General features: G+C 65.9%; 25 protein-coding genes. 16 read left to right on the top strand and 9 right to left on the bottom strand.

Annotated elements, in window-relative coordinates; genetic code table 11:
* The first annotated feature begins 112 nt into the window (after window positions 1–112).
* From BFE01S_RS31715 to BFE01S_RS31710, 3 genes are all read left to right on the top strand, one after another.
* Window positions 113–1,264, top strand: a complete 1,152-nt coding sequence (locus tag BFE01S_RS31715; RefSeq protein WP_028228970.1) for an AlbA family DNA-binding domain-containing protein — start codon at window positions 113–115, stop codon at window positions 1,262–1,264.
* Window positions 1,265–1,842: 578 nt separating this feature from the next.
* Window positions 1,843–2,682: a hypothetical protein gene (locus tag BFE01S_RS45385; RefSeq protein WP_174464476.1), complete on the top strand. Its 840-nt coding sequence runs from the start codon at window positions 1,843–1,845 to the stop codon at window positions 2,680–2,682.
* A gap of 12 nt (window positions 2,683–2,694) precedes the next feature.
* Complete coding sequence (locus BFE01S_RS31710) at window positions 2,695–3,060, top strand: hypothetical protein (protein WP_028228969.1); 366 nt, start codon at window positions 2,695–2,697, stop codon at window positions 3,058–3,060.
* Window positions 3,061–3,234: 174 nt separating this feature from the next.
* Here the strand turns inward: BFE01S_RS31710 and BFE01S_RS31705 are convergent, their stop codons facing one another.
* Complete coding sequence (locus BFE01S_RS31705) at window positions 3,235–3,486, bottom strand: hypothetical protein (RefSeq protein ID WP_042339225.1); 252 nt, start codon at window positions 3,484–3,486, stop codon at window positions 3,235–3,237.
* 542 nt (window positions 3,487–4,028) lie between these two features.
* Between BFE01S_RS31705 and BFE01S_RS31700 the strand changes: the two genes are divergently transcribed.
* Complete coding sequence (locus BFE01S_RS31700) at window positions 4,029–4,256, top strand: hypothetical protein (RefSeq protein ID WP_028228967.1); 228 nt, start codon at window positions 4,029–4,031, stop codon at window positions 4,254–4,256.
* Window positions 4,257–4,433: 177 nt separating this feature from the next.
* Here the strand turns inward: BFE01S_RS31700 and BFE01S_RS31695 are convergent, their stop codons facing one another.
* Window positions 4,434–6,032, bottom strand: a complete 1,599-nt coding sequence (locus tag BFE01S_RS31695; protein WP_028228966.1) for an acid phosphatase — start codon at window positions 6,030–6,032, stop codon at window positions 4,434–4,436.
* 242 nt (window positions 6,033–6,274) lie between these two features.
* On the opposite strand from BFE01S_RS31695, the gene BFE01S_RS40950 reads away from it, so the two are divergent.
* Complete coding sequence (locus tag BFE01S_RS40950; RefSeq protein ID WP_042339223.1) at window positions 6,275–7,663, top strand: cytochrome-c peroxidase; 1,389 nt, start codon at window positions 6,275–6,277, stop codon at window positions 7,661–7,663.
* Between the two features lie 75 nt (window positions 7,664–7,738).
* Here BFE01S_RS40950 and BFE01S_RS31685 read toward each other — a convergent pair whose 3' ends face one another.
* Window positions 7,739–7,981 (bottom strand): hypothetical protein, encoded by a 243-nt coding sequence (locus BFE01S_RS31685; protein WP_028228965.1) that lies wholly within the window; start codon window positions 7,979–7,981, stop codon window positions 7,739–7,741.
* 174 nt (window positions 7,982–8,155) lie between these two features.
* Between BFE01S_RS31685 and BFE01S_RS31680 the strand changes: the two genes are divergently transcribed.
* Together BFE01S_RS31680 and BFE01S_RS31675 are read left to right on the top strand one after the other, a co-directional pair.
* Entirely contained in the window at window positions 8,156–8,545 is a 390-nt protein-coding gene (locus tag BFE01S_RS31680; RefSeq protein WP_028228964.1) for a hypothetical protein, read from the top strand.
* Window positions 8,546–8,555: 10 nt separating this feature from the next.
* Entirely contained in the window at window positions 8,556–9,005 is a 450-nt protein-coding gene (locus BFE01S_RS31675) for an NUDIX hydrolase (RefSeq protein ID WP_028228963.1), read from the top strand.
* Window positions 9,006–9,101: 96 nt separating this feature from the next.
* On the opposite strand, the gene BFE01S_RS31670 is transcribed toward BFE01S_RS31675, so the two are convergent.
* A complete protein-coding gene (locus tag BFE01S_RS31670; protein WP_028228962.1) occupies window positions 9,102–10,820 on the bottom strand; it encodes a glutamine--tRNA ligase/YqeY domain fusion protein in 1,719 nt (572 codons plus the stop codon).
* A gap of 241 nt (window positions 10,821–11,061) precedes the next feature.
* Here BFE01S_RS31670 and BFE01S_RS31665 point away from each other — a divergent pair, with 241 nt between their 5' ends.
* Window positions 11,062–11,661 (top strand): RBBP9/YdeN family alpha/beta hydrolase, encoded by a 600-nt coding sequence (locus BFE01S_RS31665; protein ID WP_042339220.1) that lies wholly within the window; start codon window positions 11,062–11,064, stop codon window positions 11,659–11,661.
* A 60-nt stretch (window positions 11,662–11,721) separates the two neighbouring features.
* On the opposite strand, the gene BFE01S_RS31660 is transcribed toward BFE01S_RS31665, so the two are convergent.
* Complete coding sequence (locus BFE01S_RS31660) at window positions 11,722–12,942, bottom strand: CaiB/BaiF CoA transferase family protein (RefSeq protein WP_028228960.1); 1,221 nt, start codon at window positions 12,940–12,942, stop codon at window positions 11,722–11,724.
* A gap of 446 nt (window positions 12,943–13,388) precedes the next feature.
* Here BFE01S_RS31660 and alaS point away from each other — a divergent pair, with 446 nt between their 5' ends.
* Complete coding sequence (gene alaS / locus BFE01S_RS31655; RefSeq protein ID WP_028228959.1) at window positions 13,389–16,013, top strand: alanine--tRNA ligase; 2,625 nt, start codon at window positions 13,389–13,391, stop codon at window positions 16,011–16,013.
* Window positions 16,014–16,153: 140 nt separating this feature from the next.
* Here alaS and BFE01S_RS40945 read toward each other — a convergent pair whose 3' ends face one another.
* Window positions 16,154–17,095: a LysR substrate-binding domain-containing protein gene (locus tag BFE01S_RS40945; protein WP_042339218.1), complete on the bottom strand. Its 942-nt coding sequence runs from the start codon at window positions 17,093–17,095 to the stop codon at window positions 16,154–16,156.
* A 193-nt stretch (window positions 17,096–17,288) separates the two neighbouring features.
* Between BFE01S_RS40945 and BFE01S_RS31645 the strand changes: the two genes are divergently transcribed.
* The 7 genes from BFE01S_RS31645 to BFE01S_RS31615 all read left to right on the top strand — a co-directional run bounded on the left by BFE01S_RS31645 (window position 17,289) and on the right by BFE01S_RS31615 (window position 23,482).
* On the top strand, window positions 17,289–18,488 hold the full coding sequence (locus tag BFE01S_RS31645) for a YbfB/YjiJ family MFS transporter (RefSeq protein ID WP_042339233.1): 1,200 nt from the start codon (window positions 17,289–17,291) through the stop codon (window positions 18,486–18,488).
* Between the two features lie 142 nt (window positions 18,489–18,630).
* Window positions 18,631–19,161, top strand: a complete 531-nt coding sequence (locus tag BFE01S_RS31640) for an NUDIX domain-containing protein (protein ID WP_028228957.1) — start codon at window positions 18,631–18,633, stop codon at window positions 19,159–19,161.
* A 64-nt stretch (window positions 19,162–19,225) separates the two neighbouring features.
* Complete coding sequence (locus BFE01S_RS40940; RefSeq protein WP_042339216.1) at window positions 19,226–19,723, top strand: acyl-CoA thioesterase; 498 nt, start codon at window positions 19,226–19,228, stop codon at window positions 19,721–19,723.
* Between the two features lie 48 nt (window positions 19,724–19,771).
* Window positions 19,772–20,710, top strand: a complete 939-nt coding sequence (locus tag BFE01S_RS31630) for a branched-chain amino acid ABC transporter permease (RefSeq protein ID WP_028228956.1) — start codon at window positions 19,772–19,774, stop codon at window positions 20,708–20,710.
* A 17-nt stretch (window positions 20,711–20,727) separates the two neighbouring features.
* Window positions 20,728–22,029 (top strand): branched-chain amino acid ABC transporter permease, encoded by a 1,302-nt coding sequence (locus BFE01S_RS31625; RefSeq protein WP_084170280.1) that lies wholly within the window; start codon window positions 20,728–20,730, stop codon window positions 22,027–22,029.
* Entirely contained in the window at window positions 22,026–22,778 is a 753-nt protein-coding gene (locus tag BFE01S_RS31620) for an ABC transporter ATP-binding protein (protein ID WP_028228954.1), read from the top strand. Before BFE01S_RS31625 ends, BFE01S_RS31620 begins: the two co-directional genes overlap by 4 nt.
* The gene (locus BFE01S_RS31615; protein ID WP_028228953.1) at window positions 22,775–23,482 is read left to right on the top strand and encodes an ABC transporter ATP-binding protein; all 708 of its coding nucleotides are present in this window, start codon (window positions 22,775–22,777) and stop codon (window positions 23,480–23,482) included. Before BFE01S_RS31620 ends, BFE01S_RS31615 begins: the two co-directional genes overlap by 4 nt.
* 17 nt (window positions 23,483–23,499) lie before the next feature.
* Here the strand turns inward: BFE01S_RS31615 and BFE01S_RS31610 are convergent, their stop codons facing one another.
* From BFE01S_RS31610 to BFE01S_RS31600, 3 genes are all read right to left on the bottom strand, one after another.
* The gene (locus tag BFE01S_RS31610) at window positions 23,500–24,399 is read right to left on the bottom strand and encodes an ATP adenylyltransferase family protein (RefSeq protein ID WP_028228952.1); all 900 of its coding nucleotides are present in this window, start codon (window positions 24,397–24,399) and stop codon (window positions 23,500–23,502) included.
* A 6-nt stretch (window positions 24,400–24,405) separates the two neighbouring features.
* Complete coding sequence (locus BFE01S_RS31605; protein WP_028228951.1) at window positions 24,406–24,891, bottom strand: adenosine-specific kinase; 486 nt, start codon at window positions 24,889–24,891, stop codon at window positions 24,406–24,408.
* Between the two features lie 205 nt (window positions 24,892–25,096).
* Window positions 25,097–26,353, bottom strand: coding sequence for an MFS transporter (locus BFE01S_RS31600; protein WP_028228950.1), 1,257 nt, complete (start codon window positions 26,351–26,353; stop codon window positions 25,097–25,099).
* Window positions 26,354–26,616 lie beyond the last annotated feature (263 nt).

Raw genomic sequence — 26,616 nt, 5'->3', positions numbered from 1 at the left:
TTTGCTTTGCGCCGCGGCCACTGTGCACGATGACTTGAGAGGCTCGGCGGCAACTGCGCTCCGGCGACGATGCTATAAGATCGCACCGAAAATACCCAACCGGAGCTGAGTAATGCTGCATAAGGCCGACCTGAGAGACGTGACCTTCGCAGACCTCCAGGCGCTCAAGGACAATCAGGTTCCAGAATCACACACGCTCGACTTCAAGCGTGATTTCCCGGCCGAGCGGGACGCGCGGGCGAGTCTTGCTGCAGACGTCGTGGCGTTCGCAAACACCCGCGGCGGCGATCTGGTTCTCGGCGCCGACGAGCAAGGGGGTGTAATCGCCCAATTCGTGCCGGTCAAACTCGATGACAAGGATGAAGCTCTGCGCTCGTTGCAATCCGCACTGACCGACCTCATCGAGCCCAAAATTCCAGGTGTCCAACTCGTGGCGGTCGACGTGCCCGATGGTGGGTATATCGTCATCGTGCGCACGCCGCCGAGCTTCCAGGCACCGCACCGCGTACGCAAAAGCGGCATTTTCTATTCCCGAACCTCAACGGGCATCGATCCGATGGATATCACGACATTGCGCAGCGCGTTCCTTCGAAGCGAAACAGCAATCGAAAAGGTACGGGTGTTTCGGTCCGATAGAACAGCGAACCTGCGTATGCTCCCTTTACCTGCGCCATTACGACCAGGTGCTATCGGTGTGCTTCACGTTGTCCCTCTCGCCTCGGTTCTAGGCTCGCTGAATTTCGATGTCCATACGCTCGACAGCGTCGCGCGAACACTGCGGCCGCTGCTACCAGTAGGTGGCTGGGGATCCCGTATCAACCTCGACGGCGCCATGAGTGTCTCTAGCACGTCAGGGGAGGAAACCTTCTCGTATACCCAGCTCTTCCGGAATGGAGCAATCGAGTCTGTTATGCCGATTCAGAACGCAGTTGGCGCCCTTGCGTGGCCGGATGCTGTGCTGCAGGGGGTGACCGCCGACCACCATGAAGCGCTTAAGAGCGCGCATGCGAAGCTTGGCATTGATGGCCCGGTATTCGTGATGCTGTCATTTGTCGATATCGGCGGTGCGCCCCTTGAGATGGGCAACACGTATGCAGCGGTAACGATGGGCGGACCTGCCATCGTGCCGAACTACCATGCGAACCTTCTGTTGCCGGAGCTCTTCGTCGAATCGTTTGCTTCGTCGACAGCTGAAATTTATCACCCGCTTTTCGATATGGTCTGGAATGCCGCCGGGCGAGCGGCGCGGCCTTCGTTGAAGTGATGATCACGCATGTAGCGCAGTGCCCGGCCCAATGTACGCAGGATCGCTAAAAGGCCAACGAAGCCTCAATCCGTAACTCCTGATTCTGCGGCCGCTGCTGCGCGTATGGCCTCATCGTTAAGCGCATTGACTATGCTGAGCCATTGAGCTTTCCGCTGACCAAAGCTGGGCGCGAACTCGAAGTCAGTGACATGTCTGACTTCGCATAGCACCTTGAGCTCGTCTAATAGGGATCTGAGGCCGGATAGAATCGTAATGCGGTGCTTGTTGTGCTCGATTTGCTCCGCTACAGCGATGCGTTGAAGCAGTGCCTACGGAATGTACGCGGCATCTGTTGTGAGGAGCGCCGGAGGTCAGCGCTTCTGCCCGGTACTAGATAGGCATACCCGGCCAACGAAATCTTCAATGCAACCATTTGCTCGCAGGGCGATTGCTAATCTATGCGAAAGCCGCCCGCCGCCCGATTTCAGACTTGTCAAATTGAATCGGGGTCGAATCATGAGTAGCGTTGAGAAATTGAGAGACATCCCTTTGGGAGCCTCTCAGTCCCGCAACCTGTCAACCCAACGTGAGATGGAATGTCAGAACTTTCACTTGGCGCGCGCAACTCCGACCGCGATAACAGAAAGCACGAACTCGCTTTCTGGCGAAGCACCAGCGATTCGATTTACCTGCATGTCAACTCGCCGCATATGTTTGATGTGGAGCGGTGGTTTCATTTCGCATCTGCGGCCAGTACGCCACGCGAGGCACACGAAGACCTGGTGGCAGGCATGAAAGCAGCCCGCGCAGCGTGGCTGCGCCACAATCCCCCTTCTGAACTGCTATCCCATGGATCGCATGACCTTCGCGCCGTGCTGGCACGGAGCGAAGCGCACTTTGACATGCGCAGGATGAACAATCACCAGGTCGCACGCGCCCTGTATGACGAGGTTCAGGCCGGCCGGCTGATCTTTGTGCCTGAGCGCGGCGAAATGCGGAAGTGCGTGCAAGCTATCAAGGAAGAACGGCAGAAAGCAGGGCCGTCACGCCCTGTTCATCAACAGCAACCAATCGCGCCCCACCCTGAGCGGGCGCTTCATGGCAACAGTCAGCGAATGCCGCAGAATCTCAACGCGTCGTCGTATTCTGCCGGTAGCGGCCCTCTCAGCGATGCGAAGCCTCTCGAATACGTCGCCGATCAGGTGGCGGGAGATTCATTCGATGTAGCCAAAACCCCGAACCTTGGCGATCCTGGGACGTGGTATACAAACCCCGGCAGTGGGCAAATGCGCTTGTACGGGGATGACGGAAAGCCCGTTCTCGATCTTGACTTTGATCATGTACATAACGGATTGCAGCCTCATGCGCACAACTGGACTAACGGCGTACGAGACGGTGGTGGTGATGTTGTCCCTTTCAGTCCGTGGACCCCATAAATGAGTCACGCAATGGACCTTATCAAGAAATTCAACTCATTCCACGATTGGTATTTGATGGGTATTTTCGCCGATCGCGAGGCCGGCGTTATTGAGCTTTCGTTGATGTTCGATAACAGGAAGGATCGCGCCTGCGTAAGGTTCCGGGGCGCTACACGTTGCTTCGTGAATGACTTCCTCATTCAGAACATCATTTACGATGTAAAAATACTCACTGATTTCGATGCCCCCGATTATCGGCACGCTCTCGATGCGCTCGAAAAGTCGTACTTTGGGAAAGAGAGCCGCCCCAACAAGCCAATTGCGGTTTTAACCGCAACGTTGGGGGCGGAATTGCTTATCGAGTTTGATACCGTGGAAGCTGTAGAACTGCCGTGAGGATCGCGGCAAGCGAGGACGCCGGCATTCGAGCCGGCGGTCGTGCGATCTTTTCGGCTGCCAGTGTGCTATGGCGTTGAGTCGGGACTTCCGACCTTCGCCACTCCTGCGCTTGCGTGTTCCTCCCTGGTTGAAGAGTATTGCGGCGCAAACTCAAACCACAGAAGCAACGTGTCACCGCCTGCCTTTCAGCGAATGCTTCCCCAACACGAAGCAGGCCACACCAATCAGAACCGCAATACCGTCAACAACGGCCAGCACTGGCAATGGATTACTCCATTTGTCTATGTTGGTCGTCCTTGAGTAGTAGGGCTCACCGCTCCCATACGCCTCCAGCAGATTGATCGTGTTGAACGCCATAACACCGGCGAAGAGAGCCAATAGAACCAGGCGGCTAACAACGCGGGTAATCGTGATTTTTATCATGTCAGTAGCTGACTATTAGTGAATGGGATATGGCAATCGGGTGACAGGCGCGCTACTGAGCGAAATCATGGAACTTCGCCCGCAACCGGTTACGCCACTTTGGAGGAGTGTCGATCCCGCCTTCTTCACTGTCTTCAACGCTGAAAAAATCCGCACGCTAACGTGACATACCCGAAGCAGGTTCGCCCCAAAAAATCAAATCGACACGGATCGCAAACCCAAGGTCGATCATCCACAACGCCGGGGCGGCGCGATATCGGAGAAGTTCGAAAATATCGGGGGCAGCACGAGGACCGGGCGCATGTCGGCGGTCGTAACTGATGCCGATCTCCACCGGGGTGTCGCCCCCTTCCTGTCGGACCCATGTTTTCAGGCACTTGACCCGTTCTCCAAGGCGGACTTTGTGCTTCCCGGAGTTCGCACAGGCGTCGCGCGAGTCAGCGTCCCCTGCCCAGTATCAAGAACCGCCGCGGTGCAACCCCAGCATCCAGGCCCACCGCGTGCTAATTTGTAGGTTCCTTAACAACAAGGACGGAGACACGATGAACATCGACATCCATATCAAGTACACCGAGAGGGCCATTGCCGCAGCCGGGCAGTTGCCGTCGCGCCGGTTCTCGTATTCGACGGGCGTTCCTTTTCCTCAACCCGGTGATCTCATCGAGACGGAGGTCAACGCCGAAACGGTGGCTTTCAAGGTGGTTGAGCGGGTGTTTTCGTTCGAACATCACTCGCTGGATATCCGTCTGCTGCTCGATCTTCCGTCCTGAGCCTGCCCGGTCTTGCCGCCCGGCTGGTCTTGCCCGGATGCGTCCTGTATCGGGCATGACCGGCCGGTTCGCGTCACCGAGGCGGCCCGCCAAAAAAACGGGGCAGCCCGAAGGCCGCCCCCAAAAACACCCCGAAACCATTCCGGCATTCAGGCGCGTCTTACCTACCCACGTGATTCAAAGCTGAATATCGAGCGCGTTGGTCAGATCGCCCATCGCCGGCGCGCCATTGCTCTTGAGCGCTGCGTCGCGGGCCGCGAGGCCCGGCAGCGTCGGCAGCGCAAAGCGGCGCGTGATGAGGCGCAGGATCGACGTGGTGTCGTATTGCGTGTGATCCACATAGCTTTTCTTCGCGAGCGGCGAGATGACCAGCGCCGGAATGCGCGAGCCCGGGCCCCAGCGGTCGCCCTTCGGCGGCGCGACATGGTCCCAGAAGCCGCCGTTCTCGTCGTAGGTGACCACCACGACCATGTTGTTCCACTGCGGGCTCTTCTGCAGGTGCGCGATCAGGTCGGCGATGTGCTGGTCGCCCGAGCTCACGTCGGTGTAGCCCGCGTGTTCGTTCAGGTTGCCCTGCGGCTTGTAGAACGAGACTTGCGGCAACGTGCCGGTGTCGATGGCCTTGATGAACTCCGCGCCGTTCATGCCGCCGTCGAGCAGGTGCTTCGCGCGCGCGTCGGTGCCCGGCGCGTAGTTCGCGAAGTAGTTGAACGGCTGATGGTGCGGCTGGAAGTTCGGCGCGCTCAGGTTGGCGCCGTAGATCACGCCGGACGTGCTGTTCTGCGCCGCCGTCAGGGCCGCGCCCCAGGCGCCGCCATACCATGCCCAGCTCACGCCCGCGCCCGATAGCAGGTCGCCGATGTTCTGCTGCGTTTGCGCCGGCATTGTCGTGGCCTGGGTCGGGTCCGCGTAGCGGGCGTCGCCGCCCGAGGCGGCGGCGTTGCCGCTCGGCTGGTAGGGCGGCTGCATCGTGTTGATGGCGTAGAAGTCCGGCGTGAGGTTGCCCGACTTCACGAACTTCGGCGTCCCGGCGAGCGCCGAAGCGGGCGAGTTCGAGGCGAGCGTGAGCGACACGCCGTCGGCATTCACGGCCGAGATCGAGCCCGAGGCCGGGCTCTTGTCGGCGTTCGCGTAGTACGGCGTGCACGCGCAGACGAGCCACTGGTGATTCAGGAACGAGCCGCCGAACGCGCCCATGAAGAAGTTGTCGGCGAGCGTGTATTGCTGCGCGATCTTCCAGAGCGGGAGCTTGTCGGCGTTCGGCGTGTAGTGGCCCATCACGAGGCCGCCCGAGTCCGCGTAGGCGGCGAACATGTCGTTCTTGCCGCCGTGGATCTGCATCTGGTTCTCGTAGAAGCGGTGATACAGGTCGCGCGTCGTGACGGAGAGCGGCGTGTTGAAACCGTTCGGATCGTCGATGGCGAAGGGGCTATTCGGCAGGTTGGCCGTCATCGCTTCGGTAATGGCTGGCGTCACGCCCGTTTGCGTCAGGCCGTTCCAGACTTTCGGCAGTGTGGGCAGCGCGGAGCCGTCGCGGTCGAGTTGCTGGGCGCTTGCCGCAGTCACGTTCTGCAAGCCGTTGGCTCCCGGGAAGTTGCCGTACAGGTTGTCGAAGCTGCGGTTTTCGGCGTAGATCACGACGATGTTCTTGACCGACGAGAGGTCGGGTTTCGTCTTCTCGCCGCCGCAGCCGGCGATAGCGAAGGCTGCAGCCACCGCTGCGGCGGTTGCCACGGGTACGAGGCGCGGCGTGGCAGGGATCCATTTCTTGTTCATCATTTTTCTATCTCTCTCTCGCGTTGGGGGCCCGGCCGGCGCGAGAGGGCGCCAGCCGATGGGCGAGGCGCAGTGTCTCAATGGATTTTGACAGCAAGATGTAAATAATTACATTTAGCTTTTCATATCCCTATGAATAGCTGACTTTTGTCATTGAGTAGTAATGAACCTGACATACGCTTTCGCGGCTGCCGGGTGCCCGTGGGCGCCGGCTAACGCAATCGTTCTTCAGGGATCTGTTCATGCTGTGTCGTTCGACGAAGTCGTGGGCCGCTCGGCCTTCTTCATGGCGCGCGGCCGCGCGTGCGGGTGTGCTCGCGCTGGCTGCCGGGCTCGGTCTCATGCTTGCCGGCTGCGACGACGCCGGGCCTTCACAGGCAAGTGCCACGACCGAGCACGCGCCCGCAACCACGAACGCGGACGGCAACGCCATCGCGCCCAACGGCGCAAAGCTCATGAAGATCTCGGCGCAGACGGCGCCCGGCGGCCAGACGCGGGCGCAAGTCTATGCACACGTTCGCCAGATGACGATGCTCGGCAAGCAGTTGTTCTTCGATCCGTCGCTCTCGGGCTCGGGCAAGCTTGCGTGCGCGTCGTGCCACAGCCCCGACCATGCATTTACGCCGGCCAATGCGCTGGCGGTTCAGATCGGCGGCACGGACATGCACCGGCAGGGCATGCGCGCCGTGCCGACGGTCAAGTACCTGCAATCGGTGCCCGCGTTCAGCGAGCACTATCACGACTCGGACGACGAAGGCGACGAGAGCGTCGATGCGGGCCCCACCGGCGGCCTTACCTGGGACGGCCGGGTCGATCACGGTTCGGACCAGGCGCGCATTCCGCTCATATCGGCGTTCGAGATGGCGAGTTCGCCGGAGCGGGTGGCCGCCGCCGTGCGTGCGGCTCCCTATGCCGGCGCGTTTCGCGCGGCGTTCGGCGCGCGCGTGCTGGACGACGATGCCGCGACCTTCAATGCGGTGTTGCAATCGCTGGAGGCGTTCGAGCAGTCGCCCGAAGTGTTCTATCCGTACACGAGCAAATACGATGCGTATCTCGCGGGCAAGGCCACGCTCACGCAGGCGGAACTGCGTGGCCTGCAGCTCTTTAACGACGAGAAGAAGGGTAATTGCGCGAGCTGCCATATCAGCCAGCGCGCAAAGGACGGTTCGCCGCCGCAGTTCTCGGACTTCGGGCTGATTGCGGTCGGCGTGCCGCGCAACCGCGCGCTGGCCGTCAATCGCGATCCGCGCTTTTACGATCTGGGCGCGTGCGGTCCCGAGCGGACCGATCTGAACCACCGCGACGAATTCTGCGGACTCTTCCGCACGCCGACGCTACGCAACGTCGCGCTGAAGAAGTCGTTTTTCCACAATGGCGTGTATCACTCGCTCACGGACGTGCTGCGCTTCTACGCGCGCCGCGATACGAATCCCGAGGCGTTCTATCCGGTGGTGAACGGCAAGGTGCGCAAGTTCGACGACTTGCCGCGCCGCTACTGGGCGAACCTGAATACGGACCCGCCGTTCGACCGCAAGCCCGGCGATGCGCCGGTGTTCAGCGAGGCGGAGATCAAGGATGTGCTGGCGTTTCTGGATACGCTGACCGACGGCTGGCAGCCCTCGGCTCATTGATGGCATACGCCGGGAATACGTCAGGCATGCGTCAGACATGCCTCGAACATACGCCGGGCATGCGTCAGAGGCGCGTCAGGCGTTTGCGATCATGCAGCAGGTGATGGCGAGGACGACGAACGATACGAGCAGACAGACCACGCCCCCGCGCAGCAGCCGTTCGGGCCAGGGCGAACTGGGCGCGCGCACGCGCACGGCGCGGGGCACCCGCACCATGCCGCTCGAAGCGGGCAGGTAATGGGCGACAACGGCCATGAGGCCGATGCAGATGAGGGCCAGCACGAAGGCGTACGCCTGGAGGGCGATGGTGTGGGTCATGTCGGAAAAGTAGGTGGGGCAGCGTGGATGTCGAGTGCCTCCAGAATAAAGAGCGCGGCCGCGCGCGAGTATCGGATCTGTCTGAAACGGCACCGGGGTTTGCCCAGCGTCGCGTAGCAAAAATGGGGCACATGCTATCCTCCCGGCAACGTCAGACCGCCAAGGAGAAGTCCCATGTCGAAGACCACCCGTCTGCTTTCCGGCCTCGGTGCGGCGCTGCTGCTCGCCGTGGGCGCGAACGCCGCTCATGCGGCCAACCTCGGTTTTCTGCACGACACGCCGGCTTCCTACATGAAGCAGGCCGACTACGACTCGCTGACGAAGGCCGTGCGCGCAGCCGTGGACCAGAAGCAGGACAGCGAGAGCACGACCTGGACCAACGAGGGCCTGCGCAACAGCGTGCGGATCGAAGCGACGATCACGCCCACCAAAACCGACAAGGACGGCGACAACACCTGCCGCACGATGCAGGTGGCGGTCACCGCGAAGCAGCAGACCATGACCTTGCTGCCGGTGTTCTGCCGCAAGGGCTCGGGCGCCTGGGTCTATCAGAAGAAGCACTGAGCGGCGCAGCGTGAGCGGCAAGACCGTGTCGTGCGGCACCGTTCTGCTCGATCCGCACGGGCGCGTGCTGCTCGCGCATGCGACCGGCACGAACCACTGGGACATCCCGAAGGGGCAGGGCGAGCCCGGCGAAAGCGAAAGCGCGAGCGCGCTGCGCGAAATGGTGGAGGAGACGGCCATCGCCATCGATGCGTCGCGGCTCACGGACCTCGGGCGCTTCGTCTATCGGCGGGACAAGGATCTGCATCTGTTTGCGGCCCGGGCCTTGCCCGAAGAACTCGATCTTTCGCGCTGCCGCTGCACGTCGCTTTTTCCGCGCCGCGAAGACGGCGTGATGATTCCGGAAATGGATGCGTGGCTGTGGGTCGCGCCGGGCGACGTTGCGCGCTACGCGAGCCGCAGTCTCACGCGGCTCTTCGATACCGCGCTCTCGCTGGCGGAACTGCATCGCAGGCTGTGAGGCTGGGCCATACGAGAAAAAAAGCCCGTACTGCGCAGGTTCACGCAGTACGGGCTTTTTGCGTCCGGCGCCAACATAGCACCGGAGCGTGCCGGATTACTTGCCCCAGCTGTCGCGCAGTCCGACGATACGGTTGAACACCGGCTTGCCCGGCTTCGAATCGTAGCGGTCGGCCACGAAATAGCCGTGGCGTTCGAACTGATAGCGGTCTTCCGCAGCCGCGTCGCGCGCGCCCGGTTCGAGATACGCCTGCACCACGCGCTTCGAGTCCGGGTTCAGCGCTTCGAGGAAGTCGCGCCCGCCCGCATCGGGCTGCTCTTCGCGGAAGAGGCGATCGTAGAGCCGCACTTCGGCCGGGTACGCCTGCGCCGCGCTCACCCAGTGAATGTTGCCCTTCACCTTGTAGGTGTTGGCGCCTTCGGTGCCCGACTTGCTGTCCGGGAAGTAGTTGCAGTGCACGGCGATCACGTTGCCGTTCTCGTCCTTGTCCGCGCCCGTGCATTCGATCACGTAGCCGTAGCGCAGGCGCACCTTGTTGCCCGGGAACAGACGGAAGTAGCCCTTCGGCGGCGTTTCGTTGAAGTCCTCGCGCTCGATCCACAGCTCGCGCGAGATCGGGAACGTGCGCACGCCGCGCTCCGGATGATGCGGATGCACGGGCGCCGTGCAGTCTTCGGTCTGGCCTTCCGGGTAGTTGTCGATAATGAGCTTCACCGGGTCGAGCACGGCGACCGTGCGCGGCGCCTTGGCGTCGAGGTCGTCGCGCAGCGCGCCTTCGAACACGCTCATGTCGATCCACGAATCGACCTTGGTCACGCCGATGCGCTCGCAGAAGAGCTGGATCGCCTCGGGCGTGAAGCCGCGGCGGCGCACGCCGACGATGGTGGGCATGCGCGGGTCGTCCCAGCCGTCCACGTGCTTTTCGGTCACGAGCTGCAGCAGCTTGCGCTTGCTCGTGATCGCGTAGGTGAGGTTCAGGCGCGAGAATTCGATCTGTTGCGGCAGCGGGCGCGAGAACACGCCCGCGTCCGCGAGTTCGGCCAGCACCCAGTCGTAGAGCGGGCGATGGTCTTCGAATTCGAGCGTGCACAGCGAATGCGTGATGTTCTCGAGCGCGTCCGAAATGCAGTGCGTGTAGTCGTACATCGGATACACGCACCACGTGTCGCCGGTGCGGTAGTGATGCGCGAAGCGGATGCGGTAGATCACCGGGTCGCGCATGTTGAAGTTCGGCGACGCCATGTCGATCTTCGCGCGCAGCACGTGCGCGCCTTCCGCGAATTCGCCGGCCTTCATGCGGCGGAACAGGTCGAGGTTCTCCTCCACCGTGCGGTCGCGGAACGGCGAGTTCTTGCCGGGCTCGGTCGCCGAGCCGCGGTTCGCGCGCATTTCGTCGGGCGTCTGGCTGTCCACGTAGGCCTTGCCGCGCTGGATCAGGAGCTCGGCGAATGCGTAGAGCTTGTCGTAGTAGTCGCTCGCGTAGAAGAGGTAGTCCTTGTCGTCCTTCTTCCACTCGAAGCCGAGCCACGTGACGGCGTCGATGATCGAGTTGACGTATTCGACGTCTTCCTTCTCCGGGTTGGTGTCGTCGAAGCGCAGGTGGCAGACGCCCCCGTAGCTCTTCGCGACGCCGAAGTTCAGGCAGATGCTCTTCGCGTGGCCGATGTGCAGATAGCCGTTCGGCTCCGGCGGGAAGCGCGTTTCCACGCGCTGGCCCCACTTGCCCGAGCGGTTGTCGTCGTCGATGATGTTGCGGATGAAATTGGATGCCGCAGGCGCGTCCGTGCGGTCGGCGTCTTTACGTTCGGTATTCATGCGAAAAGGGGAAGATCGTTCGAGAGCGCGCGCTACTACCTGGATTCCGCCTGGATTCCGCCGGCACGCGCCAACTGGTAACAATCATTCTACCTGACGAAAAGGGGGGCGGCAGCCCTTGCGCCGTGCGGGGCTGGGCGCGCGTCGCGAACGGGCGGTTTCGCGCGCCGCGAGAGCCGTGGCGGGAGCGGCCAGGCGGCTCGGCAAGCCGCGGCGCAGCGGAGACACATGAAAGGCGACGATGAGCGAACAACTGAACAAACATGGCGGCAAAGATAGCTCCAGGCAGCCGGTACTGGTGCTGCCGGGCTATCTGAACTCCGGGCCGGGGCACTGGCAGACGCGCTGGGAAGAGCAGCATGCGCGCTTCACGCGCGTGCAGATGCCGGACTGGATCCACGCCGACTGCGACGCCTGGTGCGCCGCGCTCGAATCGGCTGTGGAGGGCGCTGCCGCGGCGGCAGGCGGTGCGCGCGTGCTGCTGGCGGCGCACAGCCTCGGTTGCCTGACGGTGGCGCATTGGGCCGCGCGCCACGCCGGCGCCGCGCGGCTCGCGCAGGTGGCCGGGGCGCTTCTCGTCGCGCCGCCGGACCCGCACGGGCCGGAGTTTCCCGCCAAAGCGCGCGGCTTCGGCCCGGTGCCGCTCGTGCCGCTGCCGTTTGCGAGCATCGTCGTGGCGAGCAGCGACGATCCCTATGGCAGCGTGCCGTTCTCCGAGCGTTGCGCGCGGGCCTGGGGCAGCCGCTGGATCGGCATTGGCGCGCGCGGGCACATCAACGCACAGAGCGGTTTGGGCGACTGGCCCGAGGGGCTCGGATGGCTCGAATCGATGGCGGATTGAGGCGGTGCGCCGCAGCCGCCCCGGCGTGAACGGAGAGCCGGCCGCGCGCGTGAACCGGGGCTAGACCACGCCCTTGTCGCGCAACGCCGCAACCTGGCCGCCGTCGTAGCCCAGCACCTCGCGCAGCACCGCTTCGGTGTGTTCGCCGAGCATCGGCGGATGGCTTGCCACGCGCGGCGGCGTCTCGCTCATGCGCACGGGGTTGCGCACGAGCTTCACCGTGCCGCCCGAGGGGTGCGGCAGATCCACCTGCAGGCCCCGCGCGAGCACCTGCTCGTTCTCGAACACTTCGCCCAGATCGTTGATCGGCCCGCACGGCACGCCCGCCGTTTCGAGCGCGGCGATCCAGTCGGCCTTGCTGCGCGTGCGGACGATCTCCGCGAGGATCGGCACGAGCGTGTCGCGGTGGCGCACGCGTTCGGGGTTGGTGGCGAAGCGCGTGTCGTCGGCCAGTTCGGGCCGGCCGCCCATTTCGACGAACTTGCGGAATTGCCCGTCGTTGCCCACGGCGATGATGATCCAGCTATCGCTCGTCTGGAACGCCTGGTAAGGCACGATGTTCGGATGCGCGTTGCCCCAGCGCGCCGGCGCCTTGCCGCTCGCGAGGAAGTTCGCGTTCATGTTCGCGAGCATGGCCACCTGCACGTCGAGGAGCGCCATGTCGATGTACTGGCCCACGCCCGTGCGGTCGCGGTGCGCGAGCGCGGTGAGCACGGCCACGGTCGCGTACATGCCCGTCATCAGGTCGGCGATGGCGACGCCCGCCTTCTGCGGGCCGCCCCCCGGCAGGCTGTCGCGCTCCCCGGTGATGCTCATGAAGCCGCCCATGCCCTGCACGATGAAGTCGTAGCCCGCGCGCGACGCGTAGGGCCCGGTCTGGCCGAAGCCCGTCACCGAGCAGTACACGATATCGGGCTTCACCTCGCGCAGCGACGCGTAGTCGAGCCCGTACTTCTTCAACTGGCCGGCCTTGTAGTTTTCGAGCACCACGTCGCTCTGGGCGGCCAGCTCGCGCACGATGCGCTGGCCCTCGGGCGTGGCGATATCCACGGTCACGGAGCGCTTGTTGCGGTTGGCCGCGAGGTAGTAGGCGGCTTCGGCCGTATCGGCGCCGTCCGGCGTTTTCAGGTAGGGCGGCCCCCAGTGGCGCGTGTCGTCGCCGGCGCCGGGGCGCTCGACCTTGATCACGTCGGCGCCGAAGTCGGCGAGGGTCTGCGCGCACCACGGCCCTGCGAGCACGCGGGTGAGGTCGAGTACGCGGATATGGCTCAGAGCGCCCATACAGTGTCGTCCCATGTCGTTATCTGGCGGCCCGCGAGCGCGGTCCGTTCCGGCATGGTAAGCGATACACGCCCGGCAGTGCAATTTTCGGTACGATGTTTCGCATAGCGGAACATCGAAAAATTCCGGCGTATCCCGCCGGATCGCACTCGATGGCATCCACCCGGCCGCACGCGATGTCGCGCCTTCGCACGCCGGCCAGGGCGCGCTGCCGCGAGCCCGCGTCGATCCCGTATAATCGACCGATTCCCCCAGCGAGCAATGGCAACGCGAACGGGCTGAGAAGGGCCCGTCCGGTGGCTGACGCATCGCTGATCGAAACCGCTACGAACCAGTACGAACCCGGCCGGATGCCGCCGGGCCGTCAGGCCGGCGCCTCGCGCGCGGCGTGCCGGCCACGCGGCCCGAGAACCGGGACCCACGCACAGGACGCCCGCAAGCACGCCATGAAAGCCGCCGAAATCCGCGAGAAATTCCTCAAGTTCTTTGAATCGAAGGGCCACACGATCGTGCGCTCGTCGAGCCTCGTGCCGGGCAACGACCCGACGCTGCTGTTCACCAACTCCGGCATGGTGCAGTTCAAGGACGTGTTCCTCGGCACCGACAAGCGCCCGTACTCGCGCGCGACCACCGCGCAGCGCAGCGTGCGCGCCGGCGGCAAGCACAACGATCTGGAGAACGTCGGCTACACCGCGCGCCACCACACGTTCTTCGAGATGCTCGGCAACTTCTCGTTCGGCGACTACTTCAAGCGCGACGCGATCCACTACTGCTGGGAACTGCTGACGAAGGTCTACCAGTTGCCGGCGGAAAAGCTCACGGTCACGGTCTATCAGGAAGACGACGAGGCCTACGACATCTGGGCGAAGGAAATCGGCGTGCCGGCCGAGCGCATCATCCGCATCGGCGACAACAAGGGCGCGCGCTACGCGTCGGACAACTTCTGGCAAATGGCCGACACCGGCCCCTGCGGCCCGTGCTCGGAAGTGTTCTACGACCACGGTCCGCAAGTGTGGGGCGGCCCCCCGGGGTCTCCTGAGGAAGACGGCGACCGCTTCATCGAGATCTGGAATCTCGTGTTCATGCAGTTCAACCGCGACGCCCAGGGCAACATGACGCCGCTGCCCAAGCAGTGCGTGGATACGGGCATGGGTCTCGAACGCCTCGCGGCCGTGCTGCAGCACGTGCACAGCAACTACGAGATCGACCTGTTCCAGACGCTCATCAAGGCCGCCGGCCGCGAAACGCACACGGCCGACCTCACGAACAACTCGCTGAAGGTGATTGCCGACCACATCCGCGCGTGTTCGTTCCTGATCGTCGACGGCGTGATCCCCGGCAACGAAGGCCGCGGCTACGTGCTGCGCCGGATCGTGCGCCGCGCGATCCGCCACGGCTACAAGCTCGGCCAGCGCGAGGCGTTCTTCCACAAGCTCGTGGCGGACCTCGTGGCCGAAATGGGCGCAGCCTATCCGGAGCTCACGGAAGCCGCCCAGCGCGTGACCGACGTGCTGCGCCAGGAAGAAGAGCGCTTCTTCGAAACCATCGAGCACGGCATGTCGATTCTCGAAGCCGAACTGGCCGACCTTGAGCAGAAGGGCGGCAAGACGCTCGACGGCGAACTCGCCTTCAAGCTGCACGACACCTATGGCTTCCCGCTCGATCTCACGGCCGACGTGTGCCGCGAGCGCAACGTGACGGTGGACGAGCCGGCCTTCGACGACGCAATGGCGCGCCAGCGCGAGCAGGCGCGCGCGGCGGGCAAGTTCAGGATGGCGCAGGGCCTCGAATACTCGGGCGCGAAGACCACGTTCCACGGCTACGAAGAGATCGTGTTCGACGACGCGAAGGTCGTCGCGCTCTACGTGGACGGTGCTTCGGTCAACGAAGTCAAGGCCGGCCAGGACGCCGTGGTGGTGCTCGACCACACGCCGTTCTATGCGGAATCGGGCGGCCAGGTGGGCGACCAGGGCGTGATCTCGAACGCGAGCGTGCGCTTTGCCGTGGCCGACACGCTCAAGGTGCAGGCCGACGTGGCGGGCCATCACGGCACGCTGGAGCAGGGCACGCTGAAGGTGGGCGACGTGGTGAAGGCGGAAATCGACGCCGTCCGCCGCGCCCGCACCGCGCGCAACCACTCGGCGACGCACTTGATGCACAAGGCGCTGCGCGAAGTGCTGGGCGCGCACGTGCAGCAGAAGGGCTCGCTCGTCGATGCGGACAAGACCCGCTTCGACTTCGCCCACAACGCGCCGATGACCGACGACGAAATCCGCCGCGTGGAAGCCATCGTCAACGCGGAAGTGCTCGCGAACGCGCCCGGCATCGTGCGCGTGATGTCGTACGACGAAGCGGTGAAGGGCGGCGCGATGGCGCTCTTCGGCGAGAAGTACGGCGACGAAGTGCGCGTGCTCGACCTCGGTTTCTCGCGCGAGCTGTGCGGCGGCACGCACGTCACGCGCAGCGGCGACATCGGCCTCTTCAAGATCGTGATGGAAGGCGGCGTGGCAGCCGGCATCCGCCGCGTGGAAGCGATCACGGGCGACAACGCCGTGCGCTTCGTGCAGGACCTCGACGCGCGCATCAACGCGGCCGCGGCGGCGCTCAAGGCGCAGCCTTCGGAACTCACGCAGCGTATCGCGCAGGTGCAGGACCAGGTGAAGTCGCTTGAAAAGGAACTGGGCGCGCTCAAGTCGAAGCTGGCGTCGAGCCAGGGCGACGAACTGGCGGGCCAGGCTGTCGAGGTGAACGGCGTGCACGTGCTGGCCGCGACGCTCGAAGGCGCCGACGCGAAGACGCTGCGCGAAACCGTGGACAAGCTCAAGGACAAGCTCAAGAGCGCGGCGATCGTGCTGGCGGCGGTGGAAGGCGGCAAGGTCAGCCTGATCGCGGGCGTGACGGCCGAGGCGAGCAAGAAGGTCAAGGCCGGGGAACTGGTGAACTTCGTCGCGCAGAAGGTGGGCGGCAAGGGCGGTGGCCGCCCCGACATGGCGCAGGCGGGCGGCACGGAGCCGGCCAACCTGCCGGCCGCGCTCGCGGGCGTGAAGGGCTGGGTCGAAGCGAAGCTGTAAAGCCACGCGTTTTGCCGGTGCGGCGTCGATGCCGCCCGGGTATTATCGACGCGAAGGGCCGCCTCTGAAGGGCGGCCCTTTTTTGTTTCGCGTTGTTTTGCGTTGTTTTGCGTTGCCGCGTTTCAGGCGGCCGACATCGTTCAGGCCGTCGCCTGCACGCCTTCGGCCGGGGCGGCCGCTGCGCCGGGTGCCGTATTCAGCGCCGAGACAGACGCCGCGTTTTCCAGCAACGCCTGCTTGAGCGCATCGAGCGCCGGCGAGTAATGCCCGCGCCGCCAGACGAGCAGCGTGTCGATGAGGCCCTGCGCGCCGAGCGAGTGCATGGCGATTTCATCGACGTGGCGCTGCAGTTCCAGCACCGAGCGCGGCGCGACCGCGACGCCGGCACCCGCCGCCACGCAGGCGACGATCGCATGGTACGAGCCCAGTTCCAGCACGCGCGTGGGCCGGATGCCGTGTTCGAGATACCAGCGCTCGACGTAGCTGCGGTACGCGCAGCCGCGCTCGAATGCCACGAGCGTGGAAAGCGCGACGTCGCCGGGCTGGCGGATGGGCCGGTGCCCGCGCGGGGTCAGCATGACGAGCTCTTCGCGATAGACCGGCACGTATTCGAAGACTTCGGTATCCGGCACGCCGGCGAGCGGCGTGGAGATGAGCGCCGCATCCACCTCGAATTCGCGCAGGCGCTCGATCAGATGGCCCGTGGTGCCCGTTTCCAGTTCGAGCGTGACGTCGGGCCAGTTCTGGTGATAGCGCGCGAGCACGCTGGGCAGGCGGCTTGCCGCCGTGCTCTCCATCGTGCCGAGGCGCAGCCGCCCCGTGGGCCGCCCGGCCTTGACCGCGTGGCGCGCTTCGTCGGCGAGGGCGAGCAGGCGTTCGGCATAGGGCAGCAGCGTCTCGCCCGCGGGCGTGAGCACGAGCCGGCGGCCGTCGCGCGTGAAAAGCTCGGCGCCTAGCTGTTCTTCGAGCTGCTTGATGCGGGTCGTAACGTTCGACTGCACGCGGTTGAGCTTCGCCGCCGCGCGCGTGACGCCGTTTTCGCGGACCACCGCCCGGAAAATCGCGAGCGCCGCCAGATCCATAATTCTCTCCTTGGGATGGATTGATTCATGATAATTCATTTTTCGTGAACGGTTCGCCGGCCTAAGATGCAATGGAGGCGCCTCGTCCGCGGCGCTGCCTTTTGCCATCTTCGCCACGTTTGCCGCCATGAACGAATTCGCCCGCCGTCCTGCCGTTGCCCGCACCGAGCCGCATGTTGTTCCGGATGCCGCCATGCATGCCGTGTCGGACGAGGGTGTGCCGCCCGCCAACGCCGCGCGCCGGACCGCGCTTGCGTGCATGGTGACGCTCGCGGTGGCGCTGGGCGTGGGGCGCTTCGCATTCACGCCGCTCCTGCCGCTGATGCTGCACGGCGGCGGCCTCGACCTGCGGCACGGCGGCTGGCTCGCTTCGCTCAACTACGCGGGCTACTTCGCCGGTGCGCTCAGTTGCGTGGCGCTGCGTCTGCCGCACGCGAAGATCGTGCGGGCGGGACTCGCCGCGACGGTGCTGCTGACCCTCGCGATGGGGCTCACGCAACAGTTCTGGATCTGGGCCCTGGTGCGCTTCGTGGCGGGCGCGGTGAGCGCCTGGACTTTCGTCTTCGCTTCCCAGTGGGGCCTGCGGCGGCTCGCGCAGCTGGACGCGAACGCGTGGGGCGGCGTGATCTATACCGGGCCGGGCTTCGGCATCGTGGCGACCGGGCTGCTCGTGAGCGCCGCGGGCGGGCTTGGGGCGCGGGCGGGGTGGATCGGCTTCGGACTCGTCAGCGCGGTGCTGGCCGGGCTCGTGTGGAAGACTTTCGGCGAGGACGTGCCGATACCTGCGTCCGTGGGCACCCGCGGGGCCGCAAATGCCGGCACCCAGGCGGCCGGGCCGGGCGGCGCGCGTCACGTCGATGCCTTCTGGCTCGTCCTGCTCTATGGCGTGCCCGGCTTCGGCTACATCATCACCGCGACCTTCCTGCCCGTGATCGCGCGTCACGCGCTGCCCGGCTCGGCGTGGCCCGACCTGTTCTGGCCGATGTTCGGCGCGGCGCTGGTGGTGGGCGCGCTCGTCGGCGCGCGGCTGCCGTTTCACTGGGACAACCGCCTGATGCTGGCCGGCTGCTACGTGCTCCAGGCGGTGGGCATCGCACTCGGGATCGTCTGGCCGAATGCGGCGGGCTTCTCGTTCGGCAGCGTGCTGATCGGCCTGCCTTTCACGGCGATCACGCTGTTCGCGATGCGCGAGGCCCGCCTGCTGCGCGGCGAGCATGCCGCCGCGCTGATGGGCTATGCGACGGCCGCCTACGGCATCGGCCAGATAGCCGGGCCGCTCGTGGCCGCGCCGCTGGCGGCCGCGACGGGGTCGTTCTCGCCCTCGCTGTGGCTCGCGGCGGGAGCGCTCGTGGCCGGCGCGCTGGGGCTCGTCTGGCGCACGCGGGCGGGCTAGCCATAGCGGCATGAATGGGGGCCTTTCGCGGCCCCGCACGCGCGGCGGGATAGCGCACTAAAATAAGCGCTTCGCGCACGCCGCGAGCGTGCCCGCCGGGCCGCGCGGCCGCGCCTCTTATCTCGTGCGCGCCCACGTCATCATGAGCGATTACCAGTTTTGCCCCCGCTGTGCCTCGCGTCTCACCGAACGCGCCGATCCCGCCCACGAAGGCGGCCGCGTGCGCCAGACCTGTCCCGATCTCGAATGCGGCTACGTCCACTGGAACAATCCGCTGCCCGTGGTCGCGGCGATCGTCGAATACGAAGGCCGCGTGCTGCTCGCGCGCAATGCCGCGTGGCCCGAGGGCATGTTCGCGCTCATCACCGGCTTCCTCGAAAACGGCGAAACGCCGGAAGAAGGCATCGCGCGCGAAGTCTTCGAAGAGACCGCGCTGCGCGCCGAGAGCGTCGAGCTGGTGGGTGTGTATGAATTCATCCGCAAGAACGAACTCATCATTGCCTATCACGTCAAGGCCACGGGTACGGTCTCGCTCTCGCCGGAACTGCTCGAATACCGGCTCGTCGAGCCCGCGAAGCTGCGGCCGTGGCGCGCGGGCACGGGCTATGCACTCGGCGAATGGATGCGCAGGCGCGGCCTGCCGTTCGAATTCGTCGAGCGTCCCGGGCAGTAACCCGGGCAGTAACGCACGCGCCCCGACCGCCGATCTTCCGTCACGCCCGCCCAGGACCCCGCCGATGAACCGCCCCGTCACTGTTGCCCGCTCCGCCTATCCCCACTTTCTGCCGATCGGCACACGCTGGATGGACAACGATGTCTATGGCCACGTGAACAACGTCGTCTACTACAGCTACTTCGACACGGTGGTGAACGAATACCTGATCCGCGCGGGCGCGCTCGACATCGAGCAGGGCGCGACGATCGGGCTCGTGGTGGAGACGCAGTGCAACTACTTCGCGCCGCTCGTGTTTCCGGAGCGCGTGGATGCCGGGCTGCGCGTCGCGCGGCTCGGTTCGTCGAGCGTGCGCTACGAGGTGGGGCTCTTTCGCGAAGGCGAGACGACGCCCGCCGCGCAGGGCCACTTCGTGCACGTGTACGTCGATCGTGCCACGCGCCGTCCTGTGAGCGCGCTGCCCGATGCGCTGCGAGCCGCGCTCGAGCCGCTCGTCGTGCCGGCCGACGCGGCTGCAGTGACGGCAGTGGCGGCAGCGGTCGCTGCTGCGCGCGGCGGCTGAGCGCAGCAGCGCCGGACCGACTCGCGCATCGAGAACCGGGGTCCCCGCGTGCAGGCCTTCGCCATCGACGTGCTCAACGGCCTCAGCTACGGCCTCCTGCTCTTCATGCTGTCCGCGGGGCTCACGCTGATCTTCAGCATGCTCGGCGTGCTCAACTTCGCGCACGCGAGCTTCTACATGCTCGGCGCGTACCTGGGCGTGAGCTTCGCGCTCTGGCTGGGTTTCGGCTGGGCGCTCGTGCTCGCGCCGCTCGCGGCAGGCGTGGCCGGTGCGGTATTCGAAGGGACGCTGCTGCGGCGCGTGCGGCCGGCCGGCCCGCTCAACGCCTTGCTGCTCACGTTCGGGGCGGCGTGGGTGATGGGTGAACTGGTGAAGCTGGTCTGGGGTTTGCAGCCGCTTGCCGCGCCGCTGCCGGCGCTGCTGGACGGTCCGCTCTTCACCTTCGGCGGCGCGGCGTTCCCGCGTTATCGCGCGTTCGTGCTCGTCGTGGCTGCCGGCATGCTCGGGCTGCTGTACGCCGTGCTGCGCATCTCGCAGACGGGGCTCGTGGTGCGCGCCGCGCTCACGCATGCGCGGGCCGTCGAGGCGCTCGGCCACGACGTGCCCCGTGTGCAGACGACGGTGTTCGCGTTCGGCACGGCGCTCGCCGCGCTGGCCGGTGCGGTTGCCGCACCGCTGTTCGTGGTGGAGCCGGCGATGGCGGAGTCGGTCGGCTCGATCGTCTTCGTCGTGGTCGTGATCGGCGGTCTCGGGTCGCTGGGCGGCGCGTTCGTTGCGTCGCTCGTGGTGGGTCTGCTGCAGACCTTCGCCGTTTCGAGCGAGGTTTCGTTCGGCGGCGTTGCCGGGTTCTGGGGCGTGCAACTGCCCGACGCCTGGCGCGCGCTGACGCTCGCGCAGTTCGCGCCGCTGCTGCCGTATCTGCTGCTTGTCGCCATGCTTGCCGTGCGCCCGCAGGGCCTCTTCGGCCAGCGCGGCGAGGACGATTGATTGAAGAGCGCTTGCGTATGAGTCCCGATCAGCGTCCTCGCATCGTGCCGTCCGTGCAGGCCATACGTCCGCCGCGAACGTGGCTGCCTGCGCTCGCACCGTGGCTCGCGCTCGTCGCCTTTTTCGTCGTGCCGCCGCTCGTGAGCGCGGCGCTCTCGGCAACGGGCGTGCCGCAGGGCTGGTTGCTCGCGTGTCTTGCCCAGGCCGCGACGATGATCGTCTTCGCGCTCTCGTACAACCTGCTGCTGGGCGAAACCGGCTTGCTCTCGTTTGGCCACGCCGCGCCGGCCGGCCTCGGGGCGCTGGCCGCCGCGCATCTCTTCAATCGCCACCTGGTGCCCCTGCCGTTGCTGCCGCTGGCGGGCGGCCTGGGGGGCGCAGCCTTTGGCGCGCTCACGGCGCTCGTCGCCGCGCGCCGCTCGGGCACGGCCTTCGCGATGATCACGCTCGGACTCGGCGAACTCGTCGCCGCGGCCGCATGGGCGCTGCCCGGCTGGTTCGGCGGCGAAGCCGGCGTGCCGATCGATCGCGCGAGCGGCCCGGCCATCGCGGGCTGGACCTTCGGTCCCGATCGTCAGGCCTACTGCGTCATTGCCGCATGGTGTCTGCTTGCGGCGGGCGCGATCTTCGCGCTCTCGCGCACGCCGTTCGCACGCCTTGCAAATGCGGTGCGCGACAACGCAGTGCGCACCGCGTCGCTGGGAGTTGCGCCCACGCGCGTGCGCGCCACGATGATCGTCTGGAGTGCGGCGTTCGCGGGCGTGGCGGGCACGCTCACGCTCATCAACGTCGAGCTTGCCGCGGCAGAGAGCGTGGGCATGGCGCGCTCGGCAGCCGTGCTGATCTCAACCGTGACGGGCGGCGCGGCGTCGTTCTTCGGGCCGGTCCTCGGTGCGCTCGTGTGGGTGGCGTTCAGCGTGGGGGTGGCGAGCGTCACGCGTGCGTGGGTGCTTTATGTGGGCCTTTTCTTTATCGCCGTCGTGCTGGCCGCGCCCGATGGGCTCGCGGGGTTCGTCACGCGTCAGCGTGCGCGTTTCGTCAAGTATGGCTGGCGGCGCTGCCGCATGGTCTGGCTGGCGGGCACCGGGGCGGCGGCAGGCGGCGTGCTCGCACTCGTGCTGGCCGTGCAGTGGGCGTATGCGCTGAAGTTCTCCGACGAGGGCGACGCCGGCACCGGGTTCGCTGCGCTCACACCGGGCGCTTCGTGGTGCCTTGCCGCCGCCATCGTCGTGCTGGCGGTGCTGGCTTGCGTCGCGGGCCGGCATGCGCGGGCCGCGGCGCATGCACTCGACGAAGCCGGCCAGAAGGAGGCGCAATGAACCGCGTTGCGCTGCGCCTCACCGGGATCGAGAAACGCTTTGGCGACACACCCATCCTGCGCGGCGTCGATCTTGCCGTGCAGGCCGGGGAACGCCATGCGCTCATCGGCCCGAACGGCGCGGGAAAATCGACGCTCTTCAGTCTGATCGCGGGTGAGCGCCGGCCGGGCGCGGGCCGCATCGAACTGGACGGTTTCGATACCACGCGTCTTTCTCCGCCCGCGCTGAGCCGGCGCGGTCTCGCGCGCAGTTTCCAGACGACGCGCGTGTTCGCGCGCCTCACCGTGATCGAGAATCTGCGCTGCGCGGTGCTGGCTTCGCAGCGCGGCGGCGCGGGATTCGCGGCGCGCTGGTTTCGCTCGCGGCGGGTCGAGGCACGCGCGGCCGAGGTGCTCGAAGCGATCGGCCTCGAAGCGCTGGCACAGTGCGAAGCCGGCACGCTGGGCTATGCCGCGCAGCGTGCGCTCGATCTGGGCCTCGCGCTCGCGGGCGGCGCGCAGACGCTCTTGCTCGACGAGCCCACGGCCGGCATGAACCGCGCCGAAGCCGCGCGCGCCGTCGAACTGATCCGCGCGACCACGGCGGGCAAGACGCTGCTGCTGATCGAGCACGACATGGACGCCGTATTCGGTCTGGCCGACCGCGTTTCCGTGCTCGTGCAGGGCCGCGTGATCGCAACGGGCACGCCAGCCGAAATTCGCGCCGATGCGGCTGTGCGCGAGGCCTATCTCGGCGGGTTCGCACCATGAGCGCGCTGCTTGAAGTGCGCGGCCTGCGCGCGTGGTATGGCGCAAGCCAGGTGCTGCACGGCGTGGATCTGCGCGTGGGCGAGGGCGAGATCGTTGCGCTCGCGGGGCGCAACGGTTCGGGGCGTTCGACCTTCGCGAAAGCGCTGATGTCGATGGTGCGCGCGCAAGGCGAGCGGCGCTTCGCGGGCGTGAATCTGGCGGAACTGCGCACCTTCGAGATCGCGCGGCTGGGCCTCGGCTATGTCGCTGAGCAGCGCGACGTGTTCCCCACCTTGAGCGTCGAGGAGAATCTGCGGCTCGGCCTCGGTTCCCGTTCCAGGCGCGGGGGATTGTCGCTGGAGGACGTGCGTGCGCTGTTTCCGGTTCTTGCCGAGCGCCGTACGGTACGTGCCGGGGCGCTCTCGGGTGGCGAGCAGCAGATGCTCGCACTCGCGCGCGCGTTGATGGGCGGCCCGCAGATGCTGATCGTCGACGAACCCACCGAGGGGCTTTCCGCACAGATGGCCGCGCGCGTGGGCGACTGTCTCGCGTCGCTGCGCGAGCGCGGCGTCGCGGTGCTGCTGATCGAGCAGCGGCTCACGCTCGCGCCTGGGCTGGCCGACCGCGTGGCGGTGATGGGGCACGGGCGCATCGTGTTCGACGGCTCGTTGGACTCGCTCGCGCAGAACGAAGATATCGTTCGCGAATGGCTCGGGATCGGCTAGAAGAAAAGGTGTCCTGATTATGTGCCGGGCGTGAAGCTCACGTGCTCCAGCGCCTTCATCGGGCCGATCTGCGCAAGCGTATGCAGTTGCGTCGTGTCGCGCACGAAGAACGATCCCGCGAAACCCAGCGTATTCACCGAAATTCCGTCGATGCGTTCCCTCGAACGCGGCACCAGCCACATCCATCGGCGCGTGACGAGCAGGTTGTACGGCGCACCCTGATGCGCGACGCCTTCCACGTCGATCGCCTTCACGCCGGCCGCATCGAGCAGCGCGCGATAGCACGCGTGGGCGGCGCGAGCGGCTTCGTCCGCGCTGTCCGCCAGGAGGTCGAGGCGGGCAAACGCATGCCGGAAGTTCAGCCCCGGCACTACGACAACGGCCCGCTTCCCCTCCGCCGCAGGCACGCGGTCAAGCAGTGCTTCCATCGGAACCGGCGGCCCACGCTCGTCGAGCGGCAGCGGCACCATCTGCAGATGCTTGTGCGGCTGGCTCGCGCCTGCCACCGTTCCGCCGTTATAGAAGCCAAGGCCGTCGATTTCCCGCAGCGCCACCGCCAGCGCCGCGAAATCGGCAACATCGAGCAAGGCTTCCTGCGGCTCGAAGCGTCGCGTCACGATCAGCAGATGCCGGTCGATTACGTTGAACTTGTTGAGCAGCGCAACGTGCGTGGGCGAGAGATCGGCGACGAAAAGACCGGCCTCGTAGGGCAGAAACGGATCGCGCGGCGGCTGCGCGTCGAGCGTGCGCAGGGCCGCGTCCTTGCGCACGAGATTGGCGGCCACGCGCACGCCAAAACGCACGCCGCCGTCCTCGATATGCGTGAGCGCGGTTTCGATGGGCAGGAGCGCGCCGCGTTCGAGCGCGAGCACGGTCTGCCGTTCGAGCGCCGCGCGCAGTCCCGCAGTGGCGGCCATCGGCGCTCAGGCCTTGTAGCCGATGGCGCGCAGCAGGTCGCGGCGCCAGCGCACGTCGTCCTCGGTCTCCAGGCCCAGCGGCGCAAAGCCGTCCACCACGCCGACAATGCCGCGGCCCTGGTCCGTCTGCGCGATCAGCACCTCGGTAGGGTTCGCGGTGGCGCAGAAAATGCGGCAGACCTCGGGCACCGCCTTGATGGCGTTGAGCACGTTGATCGGGAAAAAGCCGTCGCCGAAGAAGACGATGAAGCTGTGCCCCGCGGCAATCCGCAGCGCGTTGTGGCTCGCCATGTCGACGAGCGCTGCGTCGGTGCCCGAGCAGCGCACGAGCCGCTTGCCCGAAGCCTCGCAGAACGCCAGGCCGAACTGGATGCCGGGCACGGTGCCGACCATGGCCTCGTGCAGATCCTCGACCGATTTGATGAAATGCGACTGGCCGAGTATGAAATTGGTGGCTTCCGGTTTTTCGATGGCTACCGTGGACAATTGCATGGTGGACCTCGTGCGGGACGTCTCGAAGCGGGTCCGCACGGCGCGCCGCACAGTCCCCCATCAAGACTAGTACGAAGTCGCGGCCGGGCAAAGTGCGAGCGTGCGCAGCAGAAGCAAAAACGGCCGGACCCCTTGCGGGCGTCCGGCCGTCGTGCCGTTCAGTGGTGCCAGGCGTATCAGTCGTGCCAGGCGCCTGGCGCGAAACTCAGGCCGCCGCCTTCTTCGCGCGCTTGCCTTCGATGTCCGGCAGGAGCACGGTCAGGATGCCGATGAGCGGCAGGAACGAGCACACCTTGTACACGAAGCCGATGCTCGTGGCATCCGCGAGCTGGCCGAGCACCGCGGCGCCGATCCCGCCCAGGCCGAACGCGAAGCCGAAGAAGAGCCCCGCGACCATGCCCACCTTGCCTGGAATCAGTTCCTGCGCATACACGAGGATGGCCGAGAACGCCGAAGCCAGCACCACGCCGATGATCACCGTGAGCACGCCGGTCCAGAACAGGTTCGCGTAGGGCAGCAGCAGCGTGAAGGGCGCCACGCCCAGGATCGAGCCCCAGATCACGTATTTGCGGCCGATGCGGTCGCCCACCGGGCCGCCGATGATCGTGCCCGCCGCGACGGCCGCGAGGAACACGAACAGATGCACCTGGGCGGCCTGCACGGGCAGGTGGAAGCGGTCGATCAGATAGAACGTGAAGTAGCTGTTGATGCTCGCGAGGTAGAAGTACTTCGAGAACACGAGCAGCACGAGAATGCCGATGGCCATGGCCACGCGGGAGCGCGAGAGCGCGACGTGCGGCACTTCGGCGCGCTTTTTCTTCAGGCCCGGATGGGCCTTGTACCAGCGGCCGATCTGCGTGAGCACAACGATGGCCACGAGCGCGGCCAGCGAGAACCAGGCGATGCTGCGCTGGCCGTGCGGGATGATGATGGCCGCGGCGAGCAGCGGTCCGAGCGACGAGCCCGCGTTGCCGCCCACCTGGAAGAGCGACTGGGCGAGGCCGTGGCGGCCGCCGGAGGCCATGCGCGCCACGCGCGACGATTCGGGGTGGAACACCGACGAGCCGCAGCCCACCAGCGCGGCCGCGACGAGCAGCACGCCGAAGGTCGGCGCCACCGACATCAGCAGCAGGCCGCACAGCGTGAAACCCATGCCGACGGGCAGGGAATACGGCATGGGCTTCTTGTCCGTATAGATGCCCACGAGCGGCTGCAGCAGGGAAGCCGTGATCTGGTAGGTGAGCGTGATGAGGCCGATCTGCGCGAAGGACAGCGAGAAGTTGTCCTTGAGCATGGGGTAGATCGCGAGAATCAACGACTGGATCATGTCGTTGAGCAGGTGCGAAAAGCTGATCGCACCGAGAACGGAGTACACCGTGCGTTGCGCGCCGGTCTGGCTGGACGTGGCAGACGCCGCGGGCGCGGCGCCCGGCAGGGCGCCCTTGTTGAGGCTCGTTTCCATGTTGTCGATCACAGAGAGAGTTCGCGCGGGCACCGGCCTGAAAGGCCCGGCGACGGCACGAAATGGACATGTATAAGAGTTATGAGCGCAGTGTAATGTGTCTTGAGCGAGCTGTGCGGACATATTTTGTCGAGAATCGGACACGGTCGGCACACAACCTGTTGGGGTAATGCCGGGATGTTTCTGGGTGCTGGATTTTTGGTCCCGGATTTTGGTCGGGTATAACCCGGCGGTGCGCGCGCCCAAAAGGCGCGCTGTTACGG

It is taken from the genome of Paraburkholderia ferrariae NBRC 106233, assembly GCF_000685035.1.
Classification (GTDB): domain Bacteria; phylum Pseudomonadota; class Gammaproteobacteria; order Burkholderiales; family Burkholderiaceae; genus Paraburkholderia; species Paraburkholderia ferrariae.
The sequence above is the reverse complement of the archived record's forward strand: the minus strand, read 5'-3'. Positions and strand labels throughout refer to the sequence as shown.

What these genes read in the sequence shown, in the direction of transcription:
- BFE01S_RS31715 (WP_028228970.1), top strand. Translation starts at nt 113, where the DNA reads ATGCTGCATAAGGCCGACCTGAGAGACGTGACCTTCGCAGACCTCCAG.
- BFE01S_RS45385 (WP_174464476.1), top strand. Translation starts at nt 1,843, where the DNA reads ATGTCAGAACTTTCACTTGGCGCGCGCAACTCCGACCGCGATAACAGA.
- BFE01S_RS31710 (WP_028228969.1), top strand. Translation starts at nt 2,695, where the DNA reads ATGGACCTTATCAAGAAATTCAACTCATTCCACGATTGGTATTTGATG.
- BFE01S_RS31705 (WP_042339225.1), bottom strand. Translation starts at nt 3,486, where the DNA reads ATGATAAAAATCACGATTACCCGCGTTGTTAGCCGCCTGGTTCTATTG.
- BFE01S_RS31700 (WP_028228967.1), top strand. Translation starts at nt 4,029, where the DNA reads ATGAACATCGACATCCATATCAAGTACACCGAGAGGGCCATTGCCGCA.
- BFE01S_RS31695 (WP_028228966.1), bottom strand. Translation starts at nt 6,032, where the DNA reads ATGAACAAGAAATGGATCCCTGCCACGCCGCGCCTCGTACCCGTGGCA.
- BFE01S_RS40950 (WP_042339223.1), top strand. Translation starts at nt 6,275, where the DNA reads ATGCTGTGTCGTTCGACGAAGTCGTGGGCCGCTCGGCCTTCTTCATGG.
- BFE01S_RS31685 (WP_028228965.1), bottom strand. Translation starts at nt 7,981, where the DNA reads ATGACCCACACCATCGCCCTCCAGGCGTACGCCTTCGTGCTGGCCCTC.
- BFE01S_RS31680 (WP_028228964.1), top strand. Translation starts at nt 8,156, where the DNA reads ATGTCGAAGACCACCCGTCTGCTTTCCGGCCTCGGTGCGGCGCTGCTG.
- BFE01S_RS31670 (WP_028228962.1), bottom strand. Translation starts at nt 10,820, where the DNA reads ATGAATACCGAACGTAAAGACGCCGACCGCACGGACGCGCCTGCGGCA.
- BFE01S_RS31665 (WP_042339220.1), top strand. Translation starts at nt 11,062, where the DNA reads ATGAGCGAACAACTGAACAAACATGGCGGCAAAGATAGCTCCAGGCAG.
- BFE01S_RS31660 (WP_028228960.1), bottom strand. Translation starts at nt 12,942, where the DNA reads ATGGGCGCTCTGAGCCATATCCGCGTACTCGACCTCACCCGCGTGCTC.
- alaS (WP_028228959.1), top strand. Translation starts at nt 13,389, where the DNA reads ATGAAAGCCGCCGAAATCCGCGAGAAATTCCTCAAGTTCTTTGAATCG.
- BFE01S_RS40945 (WP_042339218.1), bottom strand. Translation starts at nt 17,095, where the DNA reads ATGGATCTGGCGGCGCTCGCGATTTTCCGGGCGGTGGTCCGCGAAAAC.
- BFE01S_RS31645 (WP_042339233.1), top strand. Translation starts at nt 17,289, where the DNA reads ATGCATGCCGTGTCGGACGAGGGTGTGCCGCCCGCCAACGCCGCGCGC.
- BFE01S_RS31640 (WP_028228957.1), top strand. Translation starts at nt 18,631, where the DNA reads ATGAGCGATTACCAGTTTTGCCCCCGCTGTGCCTCGCGTCTCACCGAA.
- BFE01S_RS40940 (WP_042339216.1), top strand. Translation starts at nt 19,226, where the DNA reads ATGAACCGCCCCGTCACTGTTGCCCGCTCCGCCTATCCCCACTTTCTG.
- BFE01S_RS31625 (WP_084170280.1), top strand. Translation starts at nt 20,728, where the DNA reads ATGAGTCCCGATCAGCGTCCTCGCATCGTGCCGTCCGTGCAGGCCATA.
- BFE01S_RS31620 (WP_028228954.1), top strand. Translation starts at nt 22,026, where the DNA reads ATGAACCGCGTTGCGCTGCGCCTCACCGGGATCGAGAAACGCTTTGGC.
- BFE01S_RS31615 (WP_028228953.1), top strand. Translation starts at nt 22,775, where the DNA reads ATGAGCGCGCTGCTTGAAGTGCGCGGCCTGCGCGCGTGGTATGGCGCA.
- BFE01S_RS31610 (WP_028228952.1), bottom strand. Translation starts at nt 24,399, where the DNA reads ATGGCCGCCACTGCGGGACTGCGCGCGGCGCTCGAACGGCAGACCGTG.
- BFE01S_RS31605 (WP_028228951.1), bottom strand. Translation starts at nt 24,891, where the DNA reads ATGCAATTGTCCACGGTAGCCATCGAAAAACCGGAAGCCACCAATTTC.
- BFE01S_RS31600 (WP_028228950.1), bottom strand. Translation starts at nt 26,353, where the DNA reads ATGGAAACGAGCCTCAACAAGGGCGCCCTGCCGGGCGCCGCGCCCGCG.